The organism is Serratia oryzae (genome assembly GCF_001976145.1).
Classification (GTDB): domain Bacteria; phylum Pseudomonadota; class Gammaproteobacteria; order Enterobacterales; family Enterobacteriaceae; genus Chania; species Chania oryzae.
Genome location: NZ_MOXD01000003.1, coordinates 143,279 through 162,849 on the forward strand (window position 1 = coordinate 143,279; position 19,571 = coordinate 162,849).

Below are 19,571 nucleotides of genomic sequence, written 5' to 3' on the forward strand. Positions count from 1 at the left end.
TGATCCAAACAGCAGGCACAATAAGACAACTTAAGCTAAACTGATGAATTGTTAGGATGAAAAAATTTAGTCTGAAAAGTCATTGAGTAGTGTCAGTTTTATTGATAGAACTTGGCGTTCATAAAATGTAATTCTTTTGTACCTTTTCAGCCTTAAAAACTCGGGCTTTTCTTATTACTACTGCAGTAAAACGGGTTTAAGTGGGAGTCTCATATGTCAACAATTATCATGGATTCATGTAGTTATACTAAGCTAGGACTGACTGATTATCTGGCCGCACATGGCATGAAGAAGCGCCATATTAGTGCAGTCACCGACATCGATTCTTTGAATGAAAAATGTACCAAGCTTAAGCCGAACCTAGTCTTCTTGAACGAAGATTGCTTTATACATGAAGCCGATGCAACAGAAAGAATAAAACGGGTAATTTCTCAGCACCCCGATACGTTATTCTTTATCTTCATGGCGATCACCAATGTACATTTCGACGATTATTTATACGTGCGTAAAAACGTTATCATTTCGTCAAAATCCATCAAGCCAGAAACAATGAGCCAGCTGCTGACTCACTACCTTGAGAAAAAAACGACTCGCCCTGAAAAAAACTCGCTCGACCAGACTCCGGTGACGCTCAGCCAGACCGAGTCCAATATGCTACGCATGTGGATGTCCGGCCAGGGAACCATTCAGATCTCCGATCAGATGCAGATCAAAGCAAAAACGGTCTCTTCCCATAAGGGCAATATCAAAAGAAAAATCAAAACACACAACAAGCAGATTATTTATCATGTTGTTCGCTTAACCGACACTCTGACTAATGGCATATTCGTTAACAACCGCTGATCCGGCTCGCGCCACAATCTCACAGGCTGTTTTGCTGTGAGGCCAAACAAGCGCTCTGCTGGAGCCTTTCTCCAGCAAAATCGAAATACCTGTTCGCATCGACACGTTTTGTCCTGTCGCAACGGGTATTCCCGTTTAATTGTTAATCCTGATATCTGCTAAGAAGGTGTCTGTCAGCTAAAAATTCGCCATGAGCCGGGCGGTTACTTCTGTTCTGCGGAACGCAATTCAACGAAAGTCCCATCGCGACTGTCGATCTCATTGAAGAACCATATACCCGCAGGATAATCATCCAGTGCCACCAGATACATTGTGCCTTCATTAAATACCTCTACTGCCAGCACAACGCCTTCACGACGTGGACCACCGTCAGTTTTCACCGTCACCAGATCGTTAACTTTCATGATAACCTCATCATTTATCGTGATTATCAGCGCATGGCAGAATCGCCCAAGCTCCGCTCCCAGGCTACACCACGCCCAGACAATTATTCTAAACCGTTAAAGCTTAGCAGAGCACCGCCACACGATTTTCACTGTTCTGACATTTTGCCCAGCAAATTGCAGGCACAAAAAAACCCGCCTTGGCGGGTTTTTTCAATCAGCAAAAGCCGATTAGATAGCGGTAACGTTAGCCGCTGACGGACCTTTAGCACCGTTCTCGATAGAGAACTGTACGTTCTGGCCTTCAGCCAGGGTCTTGAAACCTTGATCTTGGATAGCAGAGAAGTGTACGAATACATCTTTGCTGCCGTCTGCTGGAGTAATGAAACCGAAACCTTTAGATTCGTTGAACCACTTCACTTGACCTTTGATCATGTTAGACATGTCTAATTCCTTCAATAATAAATTTAAGCCGCCATGGGCATGTTATAGCCGGTCATCAGTTACTTATGGAGGCACTAGAAAGGAAATTCGTCAGTGAAGAGCTATCTAGGATAACGCTTTAAATTTGAACTACTTTACTCAAAATGTCGTGCATAAATAGGTCTGTACCACAGGCCGGTAAGCATTACCTCATGACCGGCGTTGAATAGCAACTCTTTTTTGCCTCACATGAGCAGAAACCGGGGCGACTGCACAGTATTCGACCCAAAATGCCGGAATTATAGGCACTTTCTTAGCAATACAGAGAATGATGAGCGTTGGCCCCAAAAACCCTGATCCTCTCAAGGAGCGCCCTATCTCCTACATACCGCGGCGGTTATTCCTATAAAATAATACCGTTCCGTCGGCGTATCCCTGAATCGGGCATTTTCCCGATTCCCTATAGAAGGAGAATGGCATGTCAACCAATACACCACCGCCTAATACCATGAAAGTTATCGAAATCAGCCAGCCCGGAGGGCCAGAGGTTCTCGTGCTCGCAGAACGCTCGCTCCCTGCGCTGGCACCCGGTGAAATATTAGTGAAAGTTGCCGCAGCCGGGGTCAACCGCCCCGATGTCATGCAGCGCCTCGGGCAATACGCACCACCACCGGGGGCCTCTGATATTCCAGGGCTTGAGATGGCAGGGGATGTGATTGCGGTCGGCAGCGGAGTGCAGCGCTACGCACCTGGCGACCAGGTTTGTGCGCTGATCGCCGGGGGTGGCTATGCGCAATATTGCAAAGTACATGAGAGCAATGCGTTACCAGTGCCGAAGGGGTTCAGTATGATTGAGGCCGCTGCTATCCCAGAAACCTTCTTCACCGTTTGGGTGAATGTCTTTCAACGCGGCCATCTGCAAGCCGGGGAAACGGTGCTGATTCATGGTGGGACTTCCGGGATCGGCACAGTAGCCACCATGTTGGCGAAAACGTTCGGTGCGCACGTCATCACCACGGTAGGTTCGGAGGAAAAGCGCCAGGCCAGCCTGGCTCTCGGGGCCGACGTAGCCATTAATTACCACTGCGAAGATTTCGTTGAGCATACGAAACGCGCCACCGATGGCAAAGGCGCGAACGTGATTGTCGATCTGATTGCCGGTGATTATGTCGCCAAGAATTATCAGGCCGCCGCAATGGATGGCCGTATCGTGCAGATCGGAACCCAGCACGGCGTGATCAAAGAACTTAATCTGATGCCATTGCTGCTTAAACGCCTCACCCACACCGGTTCGACCTTGCGGGCACGCAGCGTGGAAGACAAAGCGCAGATCGCCGCCGAATTAGAGCAAAAGGTGTGGCCATTATTGGAACGCGGTGCGTTAAAACCGCAGATTTTCAAGACATTCCCACTGGAACAGGCCGCACGGGCACATGCGCTGATGGAATCCAGCGTTCATATTGGCAAGATCGTCTTAGTGCCTTGAAAACCAATCCCTGCGGGCTTCCGCCGGCAGGGAACATCAACAGCATAGGTTTTTACATTCACTTTCTGATCGATGGGCAAAGAAAAGGGCCGCCGCAGCGACCCCGTTAATCACTATCTGGCTAGCTCCTGACCTTTCTGTAGATAAGCAGCACCACCAGAGCACCGACAACGGCCACCACAAAGCTGCCGAGATTGAAGCCATCGACTCGGCCCATACCGAAGAAGGTACTGATATAACCACCGACAACCGCCCCGATAATCCCCAAGATGACAGTCATGATAAAACCACCACCATCTTTGCCTGGCATAATCCACTTAGCCAGAATACCGGCAATTAACCCAAAAATGATCCAGGAAATGATACCCATTTTTACTCTCCCGATTTATTTTCTGACTAAAAAACCAATCACCAAGCCAACATCAGCACCGCCCCCCATCGGATGCTGTTTTTTTAGGAACAATTGACTAACATTTCATATCATTAACGCGACACAACCTGAAAGCTGCTGACAAACTGCCATACAGAACCAATACTGACTGAACCTTACCTACTGATGTTCCCCGTAAAAAGTACTTCCAAGCGGCCAATTAACCGGGGGAATATCTGCAATAATTTGTATCTGCATGTTATTACTATAGTAAAAACTCAGCACTTTACTTAGTTATCAACGACAGATTTTTGGTTGTATAAAATTTATGCTAATGTCATTTCCAGCAGGCATAACAAGCTATACTTGGCATATGCGCAACGGACTCAATGATGGGGATCGCGCCATGAGTAACACATCTTTCATACTGTTTCTGGTCCTAGTCTATGCACTAGCCGCAGTGTGGGATGGTTCAGCCGCATTGCTATTTATGTGATCCTATCCAGATAGGATTGTTCATCACGGTGAGTATTCACCGGTTTTTTTTTTGCCCCTGATTTCTCTCAACAAACAATAGCTCTCGCTTCTCAGCCTACCTCGATCACCCTCCTTTTCTAGCTACTCTTACGGGCGTCTACACTTAGTGATGCTACCGCCCGCAAATTTAAGCGCTCTCCATTAACCGAGGTTATGATCATGTTGATTCAACCCTATCTGTTTTTCAGCGGTAACTGTGAACAGGCAATCAATTTCTATGCCCAGCAACTGGGCGGTAACATCGTTGTAATGATGCGCTATAAGGATATGCCAGCGACAGACCAGCAAAATGGCCCGCCCAATGTCGATCCGGAAGCCATCATGCATGTACGGCTGGAGATCGGTAACAACGTCATCATGGCGTCAGACAGTTGCCCGGCGGCACCCGGTGAGCTAGCGCATAAAGGTTATTCGCTGTCACTCAAGTTAGATGATGTCAGCCAAGGCCGCGATTTATTCACTCGCCTGGCAGAAGGTGGCAGCGTTAATATGCCGTTCCAGCCCACCTTCTGGGCCAAAGGCTTTGGCATGCTGACGGATCAATTTGGCGTTAACTGGATGATTAACGTTGAATAGCGATACCACAGAAACGATGCCTTTCTCACATGAAAGACACCGTGTTCAGTGAGCGCAAACAGGATCAAGGCACATCGACCGCCGGGAAGTCCCCTTCCTGCCGAGCCACCAGCGTCAGAATGCTGTATAACGCCACTGCCTGCTGGTGCTGGTTAAACACCTGCACATCCCACACTACCACACCGTGTGGGCGATCTTCTGCGGTTTTTTGCGGTTTACGGATTTTCTTCTTGCAGGTTAACCGCACCTGAATAGTGTCACCGATCTTCACCGGTTCGATAAAGCGCAGGTTTTCCATGCCGTAGTTGGCAATCACTGGCCCGACGCCGGGATCGACAAACAGCCCTGCCGCTGCCGATACCACGAAATAGCCATGTGCAACCCGCTCACCAAACAGCGATTCTGCGGCACCGATCTTATCCATATGCGCATAGAAATGGTCGCCACTCAGGCAGGCAAAATTGACGATATCGGCTTCGGTAATGGTACGGCGGGCGGTCAACAGGCTTTCGCCAATCTGCAACTGCTCAAAGTATTTACGGAACGGATGCACCGGTTCCTCAACCGCCTTGGCACCGCGCACCCATTCACGACCAATCGCCGCCAACATGGCCGGGCTGCCTTGGATCGCCGTCCGTTGCATATAGTGTTTTACCGCGCGTAACCCCCCTAACTCCTCGCCACCACCGGCCCGCCCTGGGCCACCGTGTACCAACAGCGGCAGCGGTGAACCATGGCCGGTAGATTCGGCCGCAGCATGACGATCCAATACCAGCATACGGCCATGAGCACAGGCCGTAGCGCGGATAAAACGGGTTGCTAGCGCTTCATCGGCGGTAATCAGCGACCCAGCCAGGCTCCCTTGCCCCAAGAGTGCCAATTCAATCGCCTGTTGGGTACTCTGATAAGGCATCAGCGTTGCCACCGGGCCAAATGCCTCGGTGCCGTGCACTGCCTGATGGGCAAAGGGATCGGCACAATACAGCAGGGTGATCGGGTAAAATGCGCCCTCGTGCGCACGTTCACCGGCAATCGTCAGCTTATCCAACGCGCTACCACACAAGGCTTCACAGCCGTTTTGCAGCAGAAACGCCACTTTCTGCTGCACATCGTCGCGCTGCTCCTGATCGACCAGCGCCCCCATACGCACCTGTTCCAGTTGCGGATCGCCAATCTGCACGCCCGCCAAGCGCTGCAGCAGCGCCTGTTGTACCTCGGCGATTCGTGCTGCGGGCACGATAATGCGCCGGATGGCGGTACATTTCTGCCCGGCTTTGCTGGTCATCTCACGGCAAACTTCTTTGATAAACAGCGCAAACTCCGGCATATCTGGTGTGACATCTTCCCCCAGCACGCAACAGTTAAGCGAATCGGCTTCCATGGTGAACGCGATAGATTTTTCCAGCAAGCGCGGGTGAGAACGCAGCTTTTGCCCAGTTTGCGCCGAACCGGTGAACGTCACGGCATCCTGATAATCGAGATGATCGAACATATCGCCAACGCCGCCGCAGACCAGTTGCAAAGCCCCTTCCGGCACCAGCCCGCTGTCAATCATCAGCTTCACCATCGCCTGGGTCAGTTGCGCCGTTGCGGTAGCCGGTTTGATGATCGCGGGCATCCCCGCCAGCCAGGTGGGCGCCAGTTTTTCCAGCATGCCCCAGCAAGGGAAGTTAAACGCATTGATATGCAACGCTACACCAGGGCGCGAGGTCAGCACATGTCGCGCGGCAAACTGCGCCTGCTTGGAAAGCGGGATCAACTCATCTTCCGGCCACAGTGTGTCATCGGGCAATTCACGCCCGGCCAACCCGGCATAGGAGAACAGCGTCGCGATCCCCCCTTCAATATCGACCCAACTATCGTTACGCGTGGCACCGGTCTGGTAAGAAATGTCATACAGCGCCTCTTTGTGCGCTAACAGGTGTTTGGCTACGGCTTTCATCATCTGGGCGCGCTGCTGGAAGGTCATTTGTGCCAATGCCTTACCCCCCGTTTCACGCGCATAATTCAGGCTGGCCGCCAACGGCAGCCCATCTGAACACACCTGATACAAAGGTTCGCCGGTGATAGCATGATGGATTTCACGGGCTTTTCCTTGGCCGTACATCCAGCCGCCAGAGAGATAACTGTATAACTGCTGCATTGGCTCCTCCAGAATTCATAAATAGACCAAACAAAGCTTAATTACGTATCACATATTTTTCACTCCTCGCCAAGTTAAAATTTAACAAAAATAAAACACCTCCGAGAAAAATCGCTCTTCCCCTCTAAATAGCTCGCAACGGCATAATTTAAACATCATTTAAAAACAATAAATTAATAACAAATCCTGTGATGAGTATCGCAAAACCGCACCTATGCCATTTGATCTTATTGTTATCAACTTGTAACTTCATGGCTATGCAAAGTGATTCACATTTTTGCGGTTAAACTAAAAAATACGAATCAACAGAGGCAAGCATGATAACCGAAGCACAACATCAACAGCATTTTGACGACAAGATTGCCGCAGATACCTCGATTGAAGCTAAAGACTGGATGCCGGATGCCTATCGCCAGAACCTGATCCGCCAAATCGGCCAGCATGCGCATTCCGAGGTGATCGGTATGCTGCCGGAAGCCAACTGGCTGACGCGCGCGCCCACTCTGCGCCGCAAGGCGGTGTTACTGGCGAAGGTGCAGGACGAAGCCGGGCACGGCTTGTATCTGTACAGCGCAGCGGAAACCCTCGGCTGCTCGCGCCAGGATATCTACCAAAAAATGCTCGCCGGGCAGATGAAATACTCCTCCATCTTCAACTACCCGACGCTGAACTGGGCAGACATTGGCGTTATCGGCTGGCTGGTGGACGGGGCCGCCATCGTCAACCAGGTCGCCCTGTGCCGCGCGTCTTACGGCCCCTATGCCAGAGCGATGGTGAAAATCTGTAAAGAAGAGAGCTTCCACCAGCGTCAAGGCTACGAAGCCGTGATGGCGATGGCGCAAGGTAGCGCAGAACAAAGAGCCATGCTGCAGGATGCCATCAACCGTTTCTGGTGGCCGGTGCTGATGATGTTTGGCCCGAGCGATGCCGATTCTCCCCACAGCGCGCAGAGCATGGCCTGGAAGATCAAACGCCACAGCAACGACGAGCTGCGGCAGAAATTTATCGATAACACCGTGCCGCAGCTTGAGGCTCTGAGGATGAGCGCACCGGACCCCGATCTCGCCTGGGATGAGGCCACGGGCCATTACCGCTGCGGCGAGATCGACTGGAACGAATTGTACGACGTCATCAAAGGCCGCGGGCAGTGCAACCACGAGCGCCTGCAGGCCAAGCACCGTGCCTGGGATGAAGGCAGTTGGGTACGGGATGGCGCGATGGCCCATGCCGCTAAACGTGCGGCAAACGCTGCTTAAACGAGGAGAGAGAAATGACTCACGCTGAATGGCCGCTGTATGAAGTGTTTATCCGCAGCAAGCAGGGCCTGGCACATCGGCACGTGGGCAGCCTGCATGCCGCAGACGACCAGATGGCGTTGGAAAATGCCCGTGATGCCTACACCCGCCGCAATGAAGGCTGCTCGATCTGGGTGGTGCAGTCCTGCCATCTGGTGGCCTCACAGCCGGAAGACCGCGAGGCCTTCTTCGATCCGTCCGATGACAAGATTTACCGTCATCCGACGTTTTACACCATCCCCGACGGCATCAAGAACATGTAGAGGCAGGCCATGAAAACGATCACCGATGCCAAAATCACCTATGTCCTGCGCCAGGGCGACACACCGCTGATCCTGGCTCAACGCCTGTGTGCCTGGTGTGGCCATGCGCCAGAGCTGGAGATCGATCTGGCGCTGGCCAATATCGGCCTGGACTTACTGGGGCAGGCGCGCAACTTTTTAGGTTATGCGGCGCAATTGGCCGGGCCAGGCTACAGCGAAGATCGCCTGGCATTTGGCCGTGACGAGCGCGAATTCCGTAATTTGCTGCTGGCCGAGCAACCCAACGGCGGTTTCAACGACACCTTGGTGCGTCAGTTCCTGTTGGATGCCTACCACGTGCTGCTGCACCGTGAGTTAAGCCGCAGCAAAGACAGCCAACTGGCCGCCATTGCCGCCAAATCGCTGAAAGAGGCCGAATACCACCTGCGTTTCAGCCGCGGCTGGATGATCCGCCTGGGCGATGGCAATGAAGTCAGCCACCAGAAAATCCAGCAATCATTAAACGATCTGTGGCGCTTCACTGCCGAACTGTTCCACGCCGATGCGGTTGAGCTTGAACTGGCCGAACTGGGTATTGCCGTCGATCCACGCCAGTTGCAGGCGCCGTGGCAAGAGATGGTGAACAGCACCTTGCAGCAGGCCACGCTGGCGCTGCCTGCCGAACCTGCTTTTCGCCACGGCGGCAAGCAGGGGCAGCATAGTGAACATCTCGGTTTGATGCTGGCAGAAATGCAGTTCCTGCAACGCGCTTACCCGAACTGTAACTGGTAGAGGCCAACATGCATATCTCCCAGCTACAGCCCGCAGAAATTCCGCAGATCTGGCACTGCCTGCAGCAGATCAGCGATCCGGAGCTACCGATACTGTCGATTACCGATCTCGGTATGGTGCGCAATGTAGAGCACGATGGCACCGGTTGGCGCATCACCTTTACGCCGACCTATTCCGGTTGCCCAGCCACCGAGTTTCTGCTCAACGCCATTGAACAGACGCTGACCGCCGCCGGTTTCAGCCCGGTGAAGATCGTGATCAGCCTCAGCCCGGCCTGGACTACCGACTGGATGAATGCCGACGCCCGCCAACGGCTGCGGGAATACGGCGTTGCGCCACCGCAGGGGCAAAGCTGCGAAAAGCCGCTGACACCCAGCCCGGTACAATGCCCGCGTTGCGGCAGCACCACGACAGAAAAAATCAGTGAGTTCGGTTCTACCGCCTGCAAAGCGCTGTATCGCTGCTGCGCATGCCGGGAACCGTTCGACTACTTCAAGTGTATTTAGGAGCAACCATGACGGTCTTTCATCGCCTGAATGTCGCAGCCATCGAACGCGAAACGCCGGATGCCGTAGCCATCACGCTGCGCGTGCCGGATGAATTGAAATCTCACTACCGCTATACCCCCGGCCAACACCTGACGCTGAAAGCCAAGATTAACGGCAAAGAGCTGCGCCGCTGTTATTCCATCTGTAGTGCCCCGCAGGAAGGCCTGTTGCAGATTGGGGTAAAAGCCATTCACCAGGGGCGTTTCTCATCTTTTATCAACCACGGGCTGCAAGTGGGCGACGAACTGGACGTGATGGTGCCGCAAGGCCGTTTCGGCTACCAGCCACAGCCCCAAACACGGGGCCACTATCTGGCGATAGCCGCCGGTTCCGGCATTACGCCGATGCTGTCGATTATCAAAGCTACGCTGCAGCAAGAGCCAAATAGCCACTTCACGCTGATCTACGGCAACCGCACCAGCCGCTCGGTGATGTTCAAAGAAGCATTGTCGGACCTGAAGAACCGCTATCCACAGCGCTTTCAGCCCTTGTACCTGTTCAGCCAGGAAAGCCTCGACAGCCCGCTGCTGAGCGGCCGCATCGATCGTGAACATCTGGCCGCCATCGGCAAAACGCTGCTGGACTTCAACGACTTCGACCATGCCTTTATCTGCGGCCCAGAAGTGATGATGGACGAGGCGCACACCGTGCTGGAACTGGCCGGTATGCCTGCCGAACGCATTCATAGCGAACGCTTCAACACCAGCGGCATCGTTGCCCGCCCGGCCAACAGCGCCAATCGCAATGCCACTCAGGTGGAGATCCAGCTTGATGGCCGCCGCCTGAAGATCGACGTCGGCACCGAAGATGACAGCATTCTTGATGCTGCCTTACGCCAAGGAGCCGATCTGCCCTACGCCTGCAAGGGCGGCGTCTGCGCCACCTGCAAATGCAAGCTGAAAGCCGGTGAAGTGGATATGGCGATCAACTACAGCCTGGAGCCGGATCAGTTGGCGGCAGGTTACGTCTTGAGCTGCCAGTCCTGGCCACGCGGTGAAGGCGTGGTACTGGACTTTGACGTTTAGGAGCTGCCATGGAAACCCCTTGGATCCTGCGTGAACAGCATCAGCGCGTAGTAACGCTGCGGCTGCATCGCCCCGAAGCGCGTAATGCCTTGAGCACCCCATGCCTGAAACAGTTGGTTTACCAGCTTGAACAGGCCGATGCCGACGCGGAAGTGGGTGCCGTGGTGATCACCGGTGCCGCGCGTTTCTTCGCCGCCGGTGCCGACCTGCGCGAACTGCAACAGCAGGACGTCGCCGCTGCCCTGCTCGATCGCCGCCCTGTGTTATGGCAGCGCCTGGCGCAATTCAGTAAACCGCTGCTGGCGGCAGTGAACGGCTATGCGCTCGGTGCCGGGTGTGAACTGGCGCTGGCCTGCGACATCGTCATCTGCGGCGAAAGCGCCCGTTTCGGCCTGCCGGAAATCACCCTGGGCCTGATCCCCGGAGCAGGCGGCACGCAGCGCCTGATCCGCTGCGTGGGCAAGTCCCGCGCCTATCAAATGGTGCTGACCGGCGAGGCGATCGACGCCCGCAGCGCACAGCAGGCCGGGCTGGTGAGCGAAGTCTGCGTCGATGCCCTGACGCTGGAACGCAGCCAACAGATTGCCCAACGCATCAGCCAGCAGGCCCCGTTGGCGCTGCGCGCCGCCAAGCAGGCACTGAAGCAGGCGCAGGAAATCGGCCTCAGCCAGGGCTTGCAGATGGAGCGCCAGCAGTTTGTCACGCTGGCCGCTACCGACGATCGCCGTGAAGGCATTGCAGCCTTCTTCGATAAACGCACACCGCATTACACAGGGCGCTGATTTATGGAAAACGCATTAATTCTCAGCCACGTCGATGCCGGGGTATTAACCATCACCCTGAACCGACCAGACCGGCTCAACAGTTTCAACGATGAGATGCACCACCAGCTTAGTGAAGCACTGACCCTGGCCGAACGTGACGATAGCGTGCGCTGCGTGCTGATTACCGGTGCCGGGCGCGGTTTCTGCGCCGGGCAGGATTTGAACGATCGCAACGTCAGCGTGGAACAGGCCGCGCCGGATCTTGGCCTGTCGGTGGAACGTTTCTACAATCCGCTGATCCGCCGCCTGACCGCGCTGCCAAAACCGATAATCTGTGCGGTCAATGGCGTGGCGGCCGGTGCGGGTGCCGCGCTGGCGCTGGCCTGCGATATCGTGGTGGCGGCCGACAATGCCAGCTTTATCCAATCCTTCTGCAAACTGGGGCTGGTGCCAGATTCCGGCGGCAGTTGGTTCCTGCCGCGTTTGGCCGGGCATGCACGCGCCATGGGTATGGCGCTGTTGGGCGATAAAATCAGCGCTCAACAGGCGTTGGCCTGGGGCATGATCTGGCAGGTGCTGCCCGCCGCAGAACTGGCCGAACACACGCAAAGCCTGGCCAAACAGTTAGCAACGCAGCCCACTTACGGCCTGGGGTTGATCAAGAAAGCACTCTACAGCTCGGCGACCAACACGCTCGACCAGCAGTTGGATTTAGAGCGTGATCTGCAGCGTCTGGGGGGCCGCAGCGCCGACTATCGCGAAGGCGTCAGCGCTTTCTTCGCCAAGCGCCCACCGAATTTCAGCGGGAAATAACCATGAATATCACGGGAATGTCAGTGGCGGTGATTGGCGCAGGCACCATGGGGATCGGTATTGCGCAGGTCGCTGCCGCAGCAGGGCATCAGGTTAAGCTGTTTGATATCGCCCTGCCCGCTGCCGCTCACGCACTCGAGCTGCTCGGGCAGCGGCTGCGCCAACGGGTTGAGGCTGGCAAAGCCGATGCCCACAGCACAGAGGCTTTACTGGGCAATATCCAGTTGGCCAACTCATTGAACGAACTGGCCAACAGCGGTTTGGTGATAGAAGCGGTAGCTGAGCAACTGGCGATCAAACAGAGCCTGTTCCGCGATCTGGAAGCCATCTGTTCCCCGAGCGCGCTGTTTGCCAGCAACACCTCATCGCTGTCTATCACCGCAATTGCCAGCGCGTTGCAGCACCCGCAGCGCATGGCCGGGTTGCACTTCTTCAACCCAGCGCCGTTGATGAAGCTGGTGGAGATCGTCAGCGGGCTGGAAACCAGCGCCACAACCTTAGCCGCGCTGCAGGCTTTGGCACAGCACTGGGGGAAGCACAGCGTTCATTGCCGTTCCACGCCGGGCTTTATCGTCAACCGCGTCGCTCGCCCGTTCTATGGCGAAACACTGCGGGCATTGGAAGAACAGGTCGCCGATCCGGCCACGTTGGATTCCGTGCTGCGTGATGCCGGTGGCTTTGCCATGGGGCCGCTGCAACTGACGGATCTGATCGGGCAAGACATTAACTACGCCGTTACCGAGTCGGTCTACCATGCGTTCTATCAGGACGGGCGTTATACCCCTTCGCTGCTGCAGCAGGAACTGGTGGCTGCCGGGCACCTGGGCCGCAAAAGCGGGCGCGGCTTTTACCGCTATGGCAGCGATCATCCCGCACCGCCGCCCACTTTTGCCGCCAAGGAAAGCGGGGAACTGCCACGTTCAATAACGTTGCACGGCGACTGGTCAGCCATGGCCGAATTTGCCCAGCTCTTGGCCGGAAATGCCGGGGCGATCAAACATCCTGGCCAGACCAGCCCAGAGGCGCACATCGATGATGTTACATTTATGTTAACTAATGGCCAGGCAGCCAGCCAGATTGCCGCAGACATCGGAGCGCCCGTGGTGTTGTTCGATCTGTCCGTCAACTATCAGCACGCACCGGTTATCGCTATCAGCAGCGCGGTACAGAACAGCGCGCCGCAAACCGCCAAAGTGATCCGCCTGCTGCAGTCGCTGGGCAAACGGGTGATCCACCTGCCGGACTACCCTGGCCTGTTGGTGATGCGCACCGTCGCCATGCTGAGCAATGAGGCGCTCGACGTGGTGAACAAAGGCGTTGCCAACGCTGCCGATACCGACAATGCCCTGCGCTTTGGCGTCAACTATCCACAAGGGCCACTGGCCTGGGGCGAAAAGCTCGGCTGGCCGCACATTCTCGCCACGCTGGAAAACCTGCAACGCTATTACGCCGAGCCGCGTTATCGCCCCATGCCGCTATTGCGCTGCTATGCCGCTAATTATTCAGGAGCCAAATGCTGATGAATGCCAACACTCCCCGCGCGCTGGCCCAGCGCTGCGCCGAACAGATGTTTAAACAAGATACCTGCGCCCAGGCGATGGGTATGCAAGTGGACGCCGTGGATGCTGGCTTCGCGCAGGTCAGCATGATCGTCGGCCCGCAAATGCTTAACGGCCACCAAACCTGCCACGGCGGCCAACTGTTCAGCCTGGCGGACACCGCATTTGCCTACGCCTGTAACAGCCAAGGGCTGGCGGCGGTGGCTTCTGGCTGCAGCATCGATTTCATCCGCCCGGCAGTGGCTGGCGATCGCCTCACCGCCAGCGCAGAAGTGCGCCATCAGGGTAAAACCACCGGGTTATATGACGTCGAGATCGTCAATCAACAGGGTAAAACCGTCGCCTGGTTCCGTGGCCGTGCCCATCGCCTGGGCCACAGCATTTTAGGAGAACAACCATGAATCAGGCCTTTATCTGCGATGGCGTGCGCACGCCGATCGGCCGTTATGGCGGCGCGTTAGCCAACGTACGTACCGACGATCTGGCCGCCCTGCCGCTGCGCGCTTTGTTGGAGCGCTACCCACATGTCGATTGGTCGCGGGTGGATGATGTGATCCTCGGCTGTGCCAATCAGGCGGGGGAAGACAACCGCAATCTGGCCCGCATGGCGGCGCTGCTGGCTGGGTTACCGCTGAGCGTTTCCGGCACCACCCTTAACCGCCTGTGCGGTTCAGGCTTGGATGCATTGGCGATGGCGGCGCGCAGTATCAAAGCCGGAGAAGCCAGCCTGGTGCTGGCCGGTGGTGCAGAGTCGATGACCCGCGCCCCGCTGGTGATGGGTAAAGCCGACAGCGCCTTCAGCCGCCAGGCGCAACTGTTCGACACCACCATTGGCTGGCGCTTTGTGAATCCCCAGATGCACGCCGCTTTCGGCACCGACTCCATGCCGGAAACGGCCGAAAACGTTGCCGCACAGTTTGCTATCAGCCGTGCCGATCAGGACGCTTTTGCCTTACGCAGCCAGCAACGCACCGCACAGGCGCAACAGAAAGGGATCCTGGCACAGGAAATCATCCCGGTTAGCCTCACCAGCAAGAAGGGAGTGATTAGCCAGTTTGCCGAAGACGAGCACCCGCGCGCGGAAACCACGCTGGAACAATTACAAAAACTGAAAACCCCGTTCCGCCAACCGGGCAGCGTTACCGCTGGTAATGCTTCGGGCGTGAACGACGGCGCCGCCGCGCTGATCGTCGCTTCCGAAGCCATGGCCCTGCAGCAAGGTTTAACCCCCCGGGCGCGCATCGTCGCCACCGCCACCTGCGGCGTTGAGCCCCGGCTGATGGGGATTGGCCCACTTCCGGCCACCCGCAAGGTGCTGGAGATCGCCGGATTAAGCCTGGCACAGATGGATGTGATTGAACTTAACGAAGCCTTTGCCGCACAGGCGCTGGCGGTATTACGCCAGCTTGGCCTGCCGGACGATGCCGAGCAGGTAAACCCCAACGGTGGCGCCATCGCCCTCGGCCATCCATTGGGTATGAGCGGTGCGCGCCTGGCGCTGGCCGCGCTGTTTGAACTGGAACGGCGAGCCGGCCGCTACGCTCTGTGCACCATGTGCATCGGCGTCGGCCAGGGTATTGCCATAATTATTGAACGTGTCTAATTTCTGAGGCTAAAAAGATGACTACAAATCCACGGCCACTCGACGCGATTGAGTTTGCTTCACGCGACGAAATAGAAGCATTACAGCTGGAACGCCTGCAATGGACCCTACACCATGCTTACAACAATGTGCCGATGTATCGACGCAAGTTCGATCAGGCGGGCGTGCATCCCAGCGATCTGCGGCAGTTAAGCGATCTGGCACGCTTCCCTTACACCACCAAACAGGATCTGCGCGATAACTACCCGTTCGACACCTTCGCCGTGCCAATGGAACAGGTGGTGCGCATTCATGCTTCTTCTGGCACCACCGGTCGCCCTACGGTGGTGGGCTACACCCAGCGCGATATCGATACCTGGGCGGATATTGTCGCCCGCTGCCTGCGCTCTGCCGGGGCCACCGCTAAAGATAAAATCCACGTTGCCTACGGTTACGGCCTGTTTACCGGCGGGCTGGGAGCACACTATGGCGCAGAGCGCTTAGGCGCAACGGTGATCCCGATGTCCGGCGGCCAAACGGAGAAACAGGTGCAGTTGATCCTGGATTTTAAACCCGACGTGATCATGGTAACCCCTTCTTACTGCCTGACGCTGATCGATGAACTGGAGCGCAAAATGGGCGGCGACGCGCGGAGCTGTTCACTGCGCTTGGGGGTGTTTGGGGCCGAGCCTTGGACTGAGGCGCTGCGCCACGAGATTGAAACACGCATGGGGATTAAGGCACTGGATATTTATGGCCTCTCCGAAGTGATGGGCCCCGGCGTGGCGATGGAGTGCGCGGAAAGCGGTGGTGGCCCCACCATCTGGGAAGACCATTTCCTGCCGGAGATTATCAACCCGGACAACGGCCTTACGCTCCCGGACGGCGAACACGGCGAACTGGTTTTCACCACGCTGACCAAAGAAGCACTGCCGGTGATCCGCTATCGCACGCGGGATCTCACCCGCCTGCTGCCGGGTGACGCGCGCAATATGCGCCGCATGGGCAAAATCACCGGCCGCTCCGACGATATGCTGATCATCCGCGGTGTGAACGTGTTCCCATCGCAGGTGGAAGAACAGATTATGCAGTTTGAGCATCTGTCGCCGCATTACCAACTGCAGGTAAGCCGCGCCGGGCACCTGGATACCCTGGCGGTGCGGGTAGAATTGAAAGAGTCGGCGCTCACGCTCAGCCACCAGCAACGTTGTGATATCTGCCACCAACTGCGTCACCATATTAAGTCGATTGTCGGTGTCAGCACCGACGTCAGCATTGCCAACTGCGGCGATATTCCACGCTCGGAAGGCAAGGCCCAGCGGGTGATTGACCTGCGGCCACGCTAGTTATTCCTCGCATTCTTCTCAAGGGCAGTCTCTTGATCAGCGCCCCTGATTAAGAGACTGCCCCATTTCCAGATAAGTCTTGATGACCGCTTTAATCTGCAAAGAATTGCCCGTTATCCCATTCATGTTCGATGCCCATAAGGATTATGCATCTAACCTTCATGAAGCCTGGCAAGCGAGATAAGATTGGTTACAGAATCAACATCTCGGCTGATGCTAAATTGTGGTGTGCAAATATTCATATTAAGAATATGCAATGCCAACAATTGCACTAATTAGCACCATCATTATATCAACAATCACGATGATTAGGATTATTCTAACAAAAATAATTAAAATAGAGAGTCAAAAAGAAGTCCGATAGCAATACCCTTACTATCCATTGTAATAATTATCGTTATTTTTCAATTTGTTATAAGTATTTAATCAAATCTACGATTATTCTATTGACCTTCCACTTAGGTGAAGGTTTACGTTAAAGAGACAGAAATGCTCCATAGTTAACATCGCATTACTCAAAAAGTATGCTCATGTTAATAAATATGGTTGTGCTCAATGCCTAATACATCCTAGCTAAATGCTAGGCTAAAAATTTCATACAGTAAAGATGTACAATGCTTTATTTATATACCTATTCTTAAGGTTAAAAACGCTAACATAGTTAAAGGTAAATGAAATGAAACTGACTGAAATTAACTTAAATAAGTTAGAAAGAAAGATAATTGGCATCATTAGCAATGATATTAAATTAATCACACCCCAAATACCCGTCATTTATCTTGAAGGTGGGCACTATGATCCCCGCTATCCCGTCACTGAGTTTTCTGTCACCTCACTACATCATGCTTTAAACATTGCCAATAACGCGATTATTAATCATAAAAAAAATCTCAAGATATCACTTGGTGTATTAGTTGATGACTTGGGATTACAGTGTGGCGCTGATTATTGCGACATATCCCCCCTACCAGAAAATATAATTAATGAAGAAGAATCCACTGGTGAATTGCCTCTCTCACTAGAGGGAATCCTAGCGAAATATACTATTGTTAAACGTGAACGTGTCATTGTACAAGGCGAAAGAAATTGTAAGAATCGCGGCATACAAACATTAAGGCGCACTCTTAATCAGCATAATAAAACACCATTTCCTGAATTAGATATTGAAGAAGAAAGTGGAACCCAGGCTTCTAAAATATTTTTTATAAATGAGGATGGGCAACGCATCGTACTCTCTGAGTCTAAATCGAAAGATGTTTGGATCGCTAAATGCCCTCTCATTATGGCCCAGCATTACAGTGATGTATATCATAGGGTTTCAAGGCTTCACCCGCAAACCCACTCCGTTCATATTATCGACTTTTCTGAAACTGATGATTATAACAAAGTCATTAATGGTGCCGATGTCGCAATAAAGCTTTTCCTAGCGAAGGAACAGACTGCCAATAGAGAAGTGAAAATCACCAATGTATTTCTCTCTCCCTACGAGGAGGAGGATTATATTATTCATTCCACATCTAATAAAGTTGAAGCATTAGAAACGGAAGTATGATTTTTTACCGTTAATTCTATATAAGGGATATTCCACATGTCTGCAGAAAATCACACAGCTAAAAAAGCACCAGTATATCTTGATTATAATGCAACAACACCTTGCGACGAAATGGTTCTGAAAGAGATGCTCCCCTTTTTTTGTGATCACTTTGGAAATGCTGCAAGTATATCAAGCCAGCATGGTTTAAAGGCGCACTTGGCCGTTGAACGAAGTAGAGAACAAATTGCCAGTTTATTGCACGCCAACTCCAATGAAATTATCTTCACATCTGGAGCCTCTGAGAGCAACAACTTAGGGCTACGTGGTGTTTACGCGGCTTGCCAACACCAGGGGAATCATATTATTTCGTCTTCTATCGAACACTCCGCAACATTAGCAACCTTAAAAGATTTAGAGCGCACCGGTGCAAGAGTCTCTTTAATTAAACCCAAAAAAGATGGCAGCTTTAACCTTGAGGCTCTCAAGACGTTAATTACACCAGAAACAATTCTCATTTCAGTGATGTATGCAAATAATGAACTGGGCGTCATTAATCCAATCGAAGAAATAGCCGCCATTGCCAAGCAGCATAATATTTTATTTATGTGCGATGCGACCCAGGCCGTGGGAAAAATCCCCATTAACCTGAAAGAATGCCCTATTGATATTCTTACCTGTTCAGCTCATAAGGTTTATGGGCCAAAGGGGATAGGTGCATTATACCTTCGGCGGGAAAAGGGTAAAAAGGTTGTGGATATTCGCCCTCAGATTACTGGAGGAAACAGTGAGCAAGGAATGCGGGGGGGGACATTAAATGTGCCAGGGATTGTAGGCTTCGGTAAAGCCGCCGAGTTAGCCTCCCATAAGCTCGGTTTAGAGATGAAGCAGTACCAATATCAACGTGATAAACTTGAAAAAGAACTGATGCAAGTCGGCAATATTCAGGTGAATGGCGGGGCATGTCGTCGTTTACCTCATGTTTCAAATATATCCTTCAAAAATGTTGATGGGAGCAAGTTATTAAACATATTAAAAAAGAGCCTCTCCATCAGCACCGGCTCAGCATGTTCATCAAGCAACCTCACTCCTAGTCATGTATTAATAGAATTAGGGTTATCAGAGGAGTTGGCCCAAGCCACCATTCGTTTCAGCCTAGGGCGACAGACAACAGATGAGGATATTGAATTTACAATAACAGAAATTCATAAGGCCCTTCGGGTACTATCTCCAGCTTTTGCTGAGGTAACGCCTACGCCATAAAAATAAGCACTAAAAATATTCATGACTCCTGTTTCCACTTAGTGAAAACA

At 53.4% G+C, this 19,571-nt stretch carries 20 protein-coding genes; 16 read left to right on the plus strand and 4 right to left on the minus strand.

The window, feature by feature from the left end:
• Positions 1-213 precede the first annotated feature (213 nt).
• Positions 214-843, plus strand: a complete 630-nt coding sequence (rcsA, locus tag BMI79_RS06645) for a transcriptional regulator RcsA (RefSeq protein WP_076941361.1) — start codon at positions 214-216, stop codon at positions 841-843.
• Between the two features lie 203 nt (positions 844-1,046).
• Here rcsA and dsrB read toward each other — a convergent pair whose 3' ends face one another.
• The gene (gene dsrB, locus BMI79_RS06650) at positions 1,047-1,247 is read right to left on the minus strand and encodes a protein DsrB (protein WP_125828745.1); all 201 of its coding nucleotides are present in this window, start codon (positions 1,245-1,247) and stop codon (positions 1,047-1,049) included.
• Between the two features lie 210 nt (positions 1,248-1,457).
• Entirely contained in the window at positions 1,458-1,670 is a 213-nt protein-coding gene (gene cspE / locus BMI79_RS06655; RefSeq protein WP_004946278.1) for a transcription antiterminator/RNA stability regulator CspE, read from the minus strand.
• 457 nt (positions 1,671-2,127) lie between these two features.
• On the opposite strand from cspE, the gene BMI79_RS06660 reads away from it, so the two are divergent.
• Entirely contained in the window at positions 2,128-3,135 is a 1,008-nt protein-coding gene (locus BMI79_RS06660) for an NAD(P)H-quinone oxidoreductase (RefSeq protein ID WP_076941363.1), read from the plus strand.
• 121 nt (positions 3,136-3,256) lie between these two features.
• On the opposite strand, the gene BMI79_RS06665 is transcribed toward BMI79_RS06660, so the two are convergent.
• Positions 3,257-3,505 carry a GlsB/YeaQ/YmgE family stress response membrane protein gene (locus BMI79_RS06665; RefSeq protein WP_076941364.1) on the minus strand — a complete coding sequence of 83 codons (249 nt, stop codon included), beginning with the start codon at positions 3,503-3,505 and terminating at the stop codon, positions 3,257-3,259.
• A 696-nt stretch (positions 3,506-4,201) separates the two neighbouring features.
• Here BMI79_RS06665 and BMI79_RS06670 point away from each other — a divergent pair.
• Positions 4,202-4,618 carry a VOC family protein gene (locus tag BMI79_RS06670; RefSeq protein ID WP_076941365.1) on the plus strand — a complete coding sequence of 139 codons (417 nt, stop codon included), beginning with the start codon at positions 4,202-4,204 and terminating at the stop codon, positions 4,616-4,618.
• A 64-nt stretch (positions 4,619-4,682) separates the two neighbouring features.
• On the opposite strand, the gene paaZ is transcribed toward BMI79_RS06670, so the two are convergent.
• Positions 4,683-6,761 (minus strand): phenylacetic acid degradation bifunctional protein PaaZ, encoded by a 2,079-nt coding sequence (gene paaZ, locus BMI79_RS06675; RefSeq protein ID WP_076941366.1) that lies wholly within the window; start codon positions 6,759-6,761, stop codon positions 4,683-4,685.
• Between the two features lie 317 nt (positions 6,762-7,078).
• Between paaZ and paaA the strand changes: the two genes are divergently transcribed.
• From paaA to BMI79_RS06740, 13 genes are all read left to right on the plus strand, one after another.
• On the plus strand, positions 7,079-8,017 hold the full coding sequence (paaA, locus tag BMI79_RS06680; RefSeq protein ID WP_076941367.1) for a 1,2-phenylacetyl-CoA epoxidase subunit PaaA: 939 nt from the start codon (positions 7,079-7,081) through the stop codon (positions 8,015-8,017).
• Positions 8,018-8,031: 14 nt separating this feature from the next.
• The gene (gene paaB, locus BMI79_RS06685) at positions 8,032-8,319 is read left to right on the plus strand and encodes a 1,2-phenylacetyl-CoA epoxidase subunit PaaB (protein WP_076941368.1); all 288 of its coding nucleotides are present in this window, start codon (positions 8,032-8,034) and stop codon (positions 8,317-8,319) included.
• Between the two features lie 9 nt (positions 8,320-8,328).
• The gene (paaC, locus tag BMI79_RS06690) at positions 8,329-9,090 is read left to right on the plus strand and encodes a 1,2-phenylacetyl-CoA epoxidase subunit PaaC (RefSeq protein ID WP_076941369.1); all 762 of its coding nucleotides are present in this window, start codon (positions 8,329-8,331) and stop codon (positions 9,088-9,090) included.
• A gap of 8 nt (positions 9,091-9,098) precedes the next feature.
• On the plus strand, positions 9,099-9,596 hold the full coding sequence (gene paaD / locus BMI79_RS06695) for a 1,2-phenylacetyl-CoA epoxidase subunit PaaD (RefSeq protein ID WP_076941370.1): 498 nt from the start codon (positions 9,099-9,101) through the stop codon (positions 9,594-9,596).
• Positions 9,597-9,604: 8 nt separating this feature from the next.
• Complete coding sequence (paaE, locus tag BMI79_RS06700; protein WP_076941371.1) at positions 9,605-10,663, plus strand: 1,2-phenylacetyl-CoA epoxidase subunit PaaE; 1,059 nt, start codon at positions 9,605-9,607, stop codon at positions 10,661-10,663.
• 8 nt (positions 10,664-10,671) lie between these two features.
• A complete protein-coding gene (gene paaF, locus BMI79_RS06705; RefSeq protein WP_076941372.1) occupies positions 10,672-11,445 on the plus strand; it encodes a 2,3-dehydroadipyl-CoA hydratase PaaF in 774 nt (257 codons plus the stop codon).
• Between the two features lie 3 nt (positions 11,446-11,448).
• On the plus strand, positions 11,449-12,240 hold the full coding sequence (gene paaG, locus BMI79_RS06710) for a 2-(1,2-epoxy-1,2-dihydrophenyl)acetyl-CoA isomerase PaaG (protein WP_076941373.1): 792 nt from the start codon (positions 11,449-11,451) through the stop codon (positions 12,238-12,240).
• Positions 12,241-12,242: 2 nt separating this feature from the next.
• Positions 12,243-13,760: a 3-hydroxyacyl-CoA dehydrogenase gene (locus BMI79_RS06715; RefSeq protein WP_076941374.1), complete on the plus strand. Its 1,518-nt coding sequence runs from the start codon at positions 12,243-12,245 to the stop codon at positions 13,758-13,760.
• Positions 13,760-14,200 carry a hydroxyphenylacetyl-CoA thioesterase PaaI gene (gene paaI / locus BMI79_RS06720; protein WP_076941683.1) on the plus strand — a complete coding sequence of 147 codons (441 nt, stop codon included), beginning with the start codon at positions 13,760-13,762 and terminating at the stop codon, positions 14,198-14,200. The genes BMI79_RS06715 and paaI overlap by 1 nt, the downstream gene beginning before the upstream one ends.
• A complete protein-coding gene (pcaF, locus tag BMI79_RS06725; RefSeq protein ID WP_076941375.1) occupies positions 14,197-15,402 on the plus strand; it encodes a 3-oxoadipyl-CoA thiolase in 1,206 nt (401 codons plus the stop codon). Before paaI ends, pcaF begins: the two co-directional genes overlap by 4 nt.
• A 17-nt stretch (positions 15,403-15,419) precedes the next feature.
• A complete protein-coding gene (gene paaK / locus BMI79_RS06730; RefSeq protein ID WP_076941376.1) occupies positions 15,420-16,727 on the plus strand; it encodes a phenylacetate--CoA ligase PaaK in 1,308 nt (435 codons plus the stop codon).
• Positions 16,728-17,403: 676 nt separating this feature from the next.
• The gene (locus BMI79_RS06735) at positions 17,404-18,279 is read left to right on the plus strand and encodes a hypothetical protein (RefSeq protein ID WP_076941377.1); all 876 of its coding nucleotides are present in this window, start codon (positions 17,404-17,406) and stop codon (positions 18,277-18,279) included.
• A gap of 36 nt (positions 18,280-18,315) precedes the next feature.
• On the plus strand, positions 18,316-19,521 hold the full coding sequence (locus BMI79_RS06740; protein WP_076941378.1) for a cysteine desulfurase family protein: 1,206 nt from the start codon (positions 18,316-18,318) through the stop codon (positions 19,519-19,521).
• Positions 19,522-19,571: the final 50 nt, after the last annotated feature.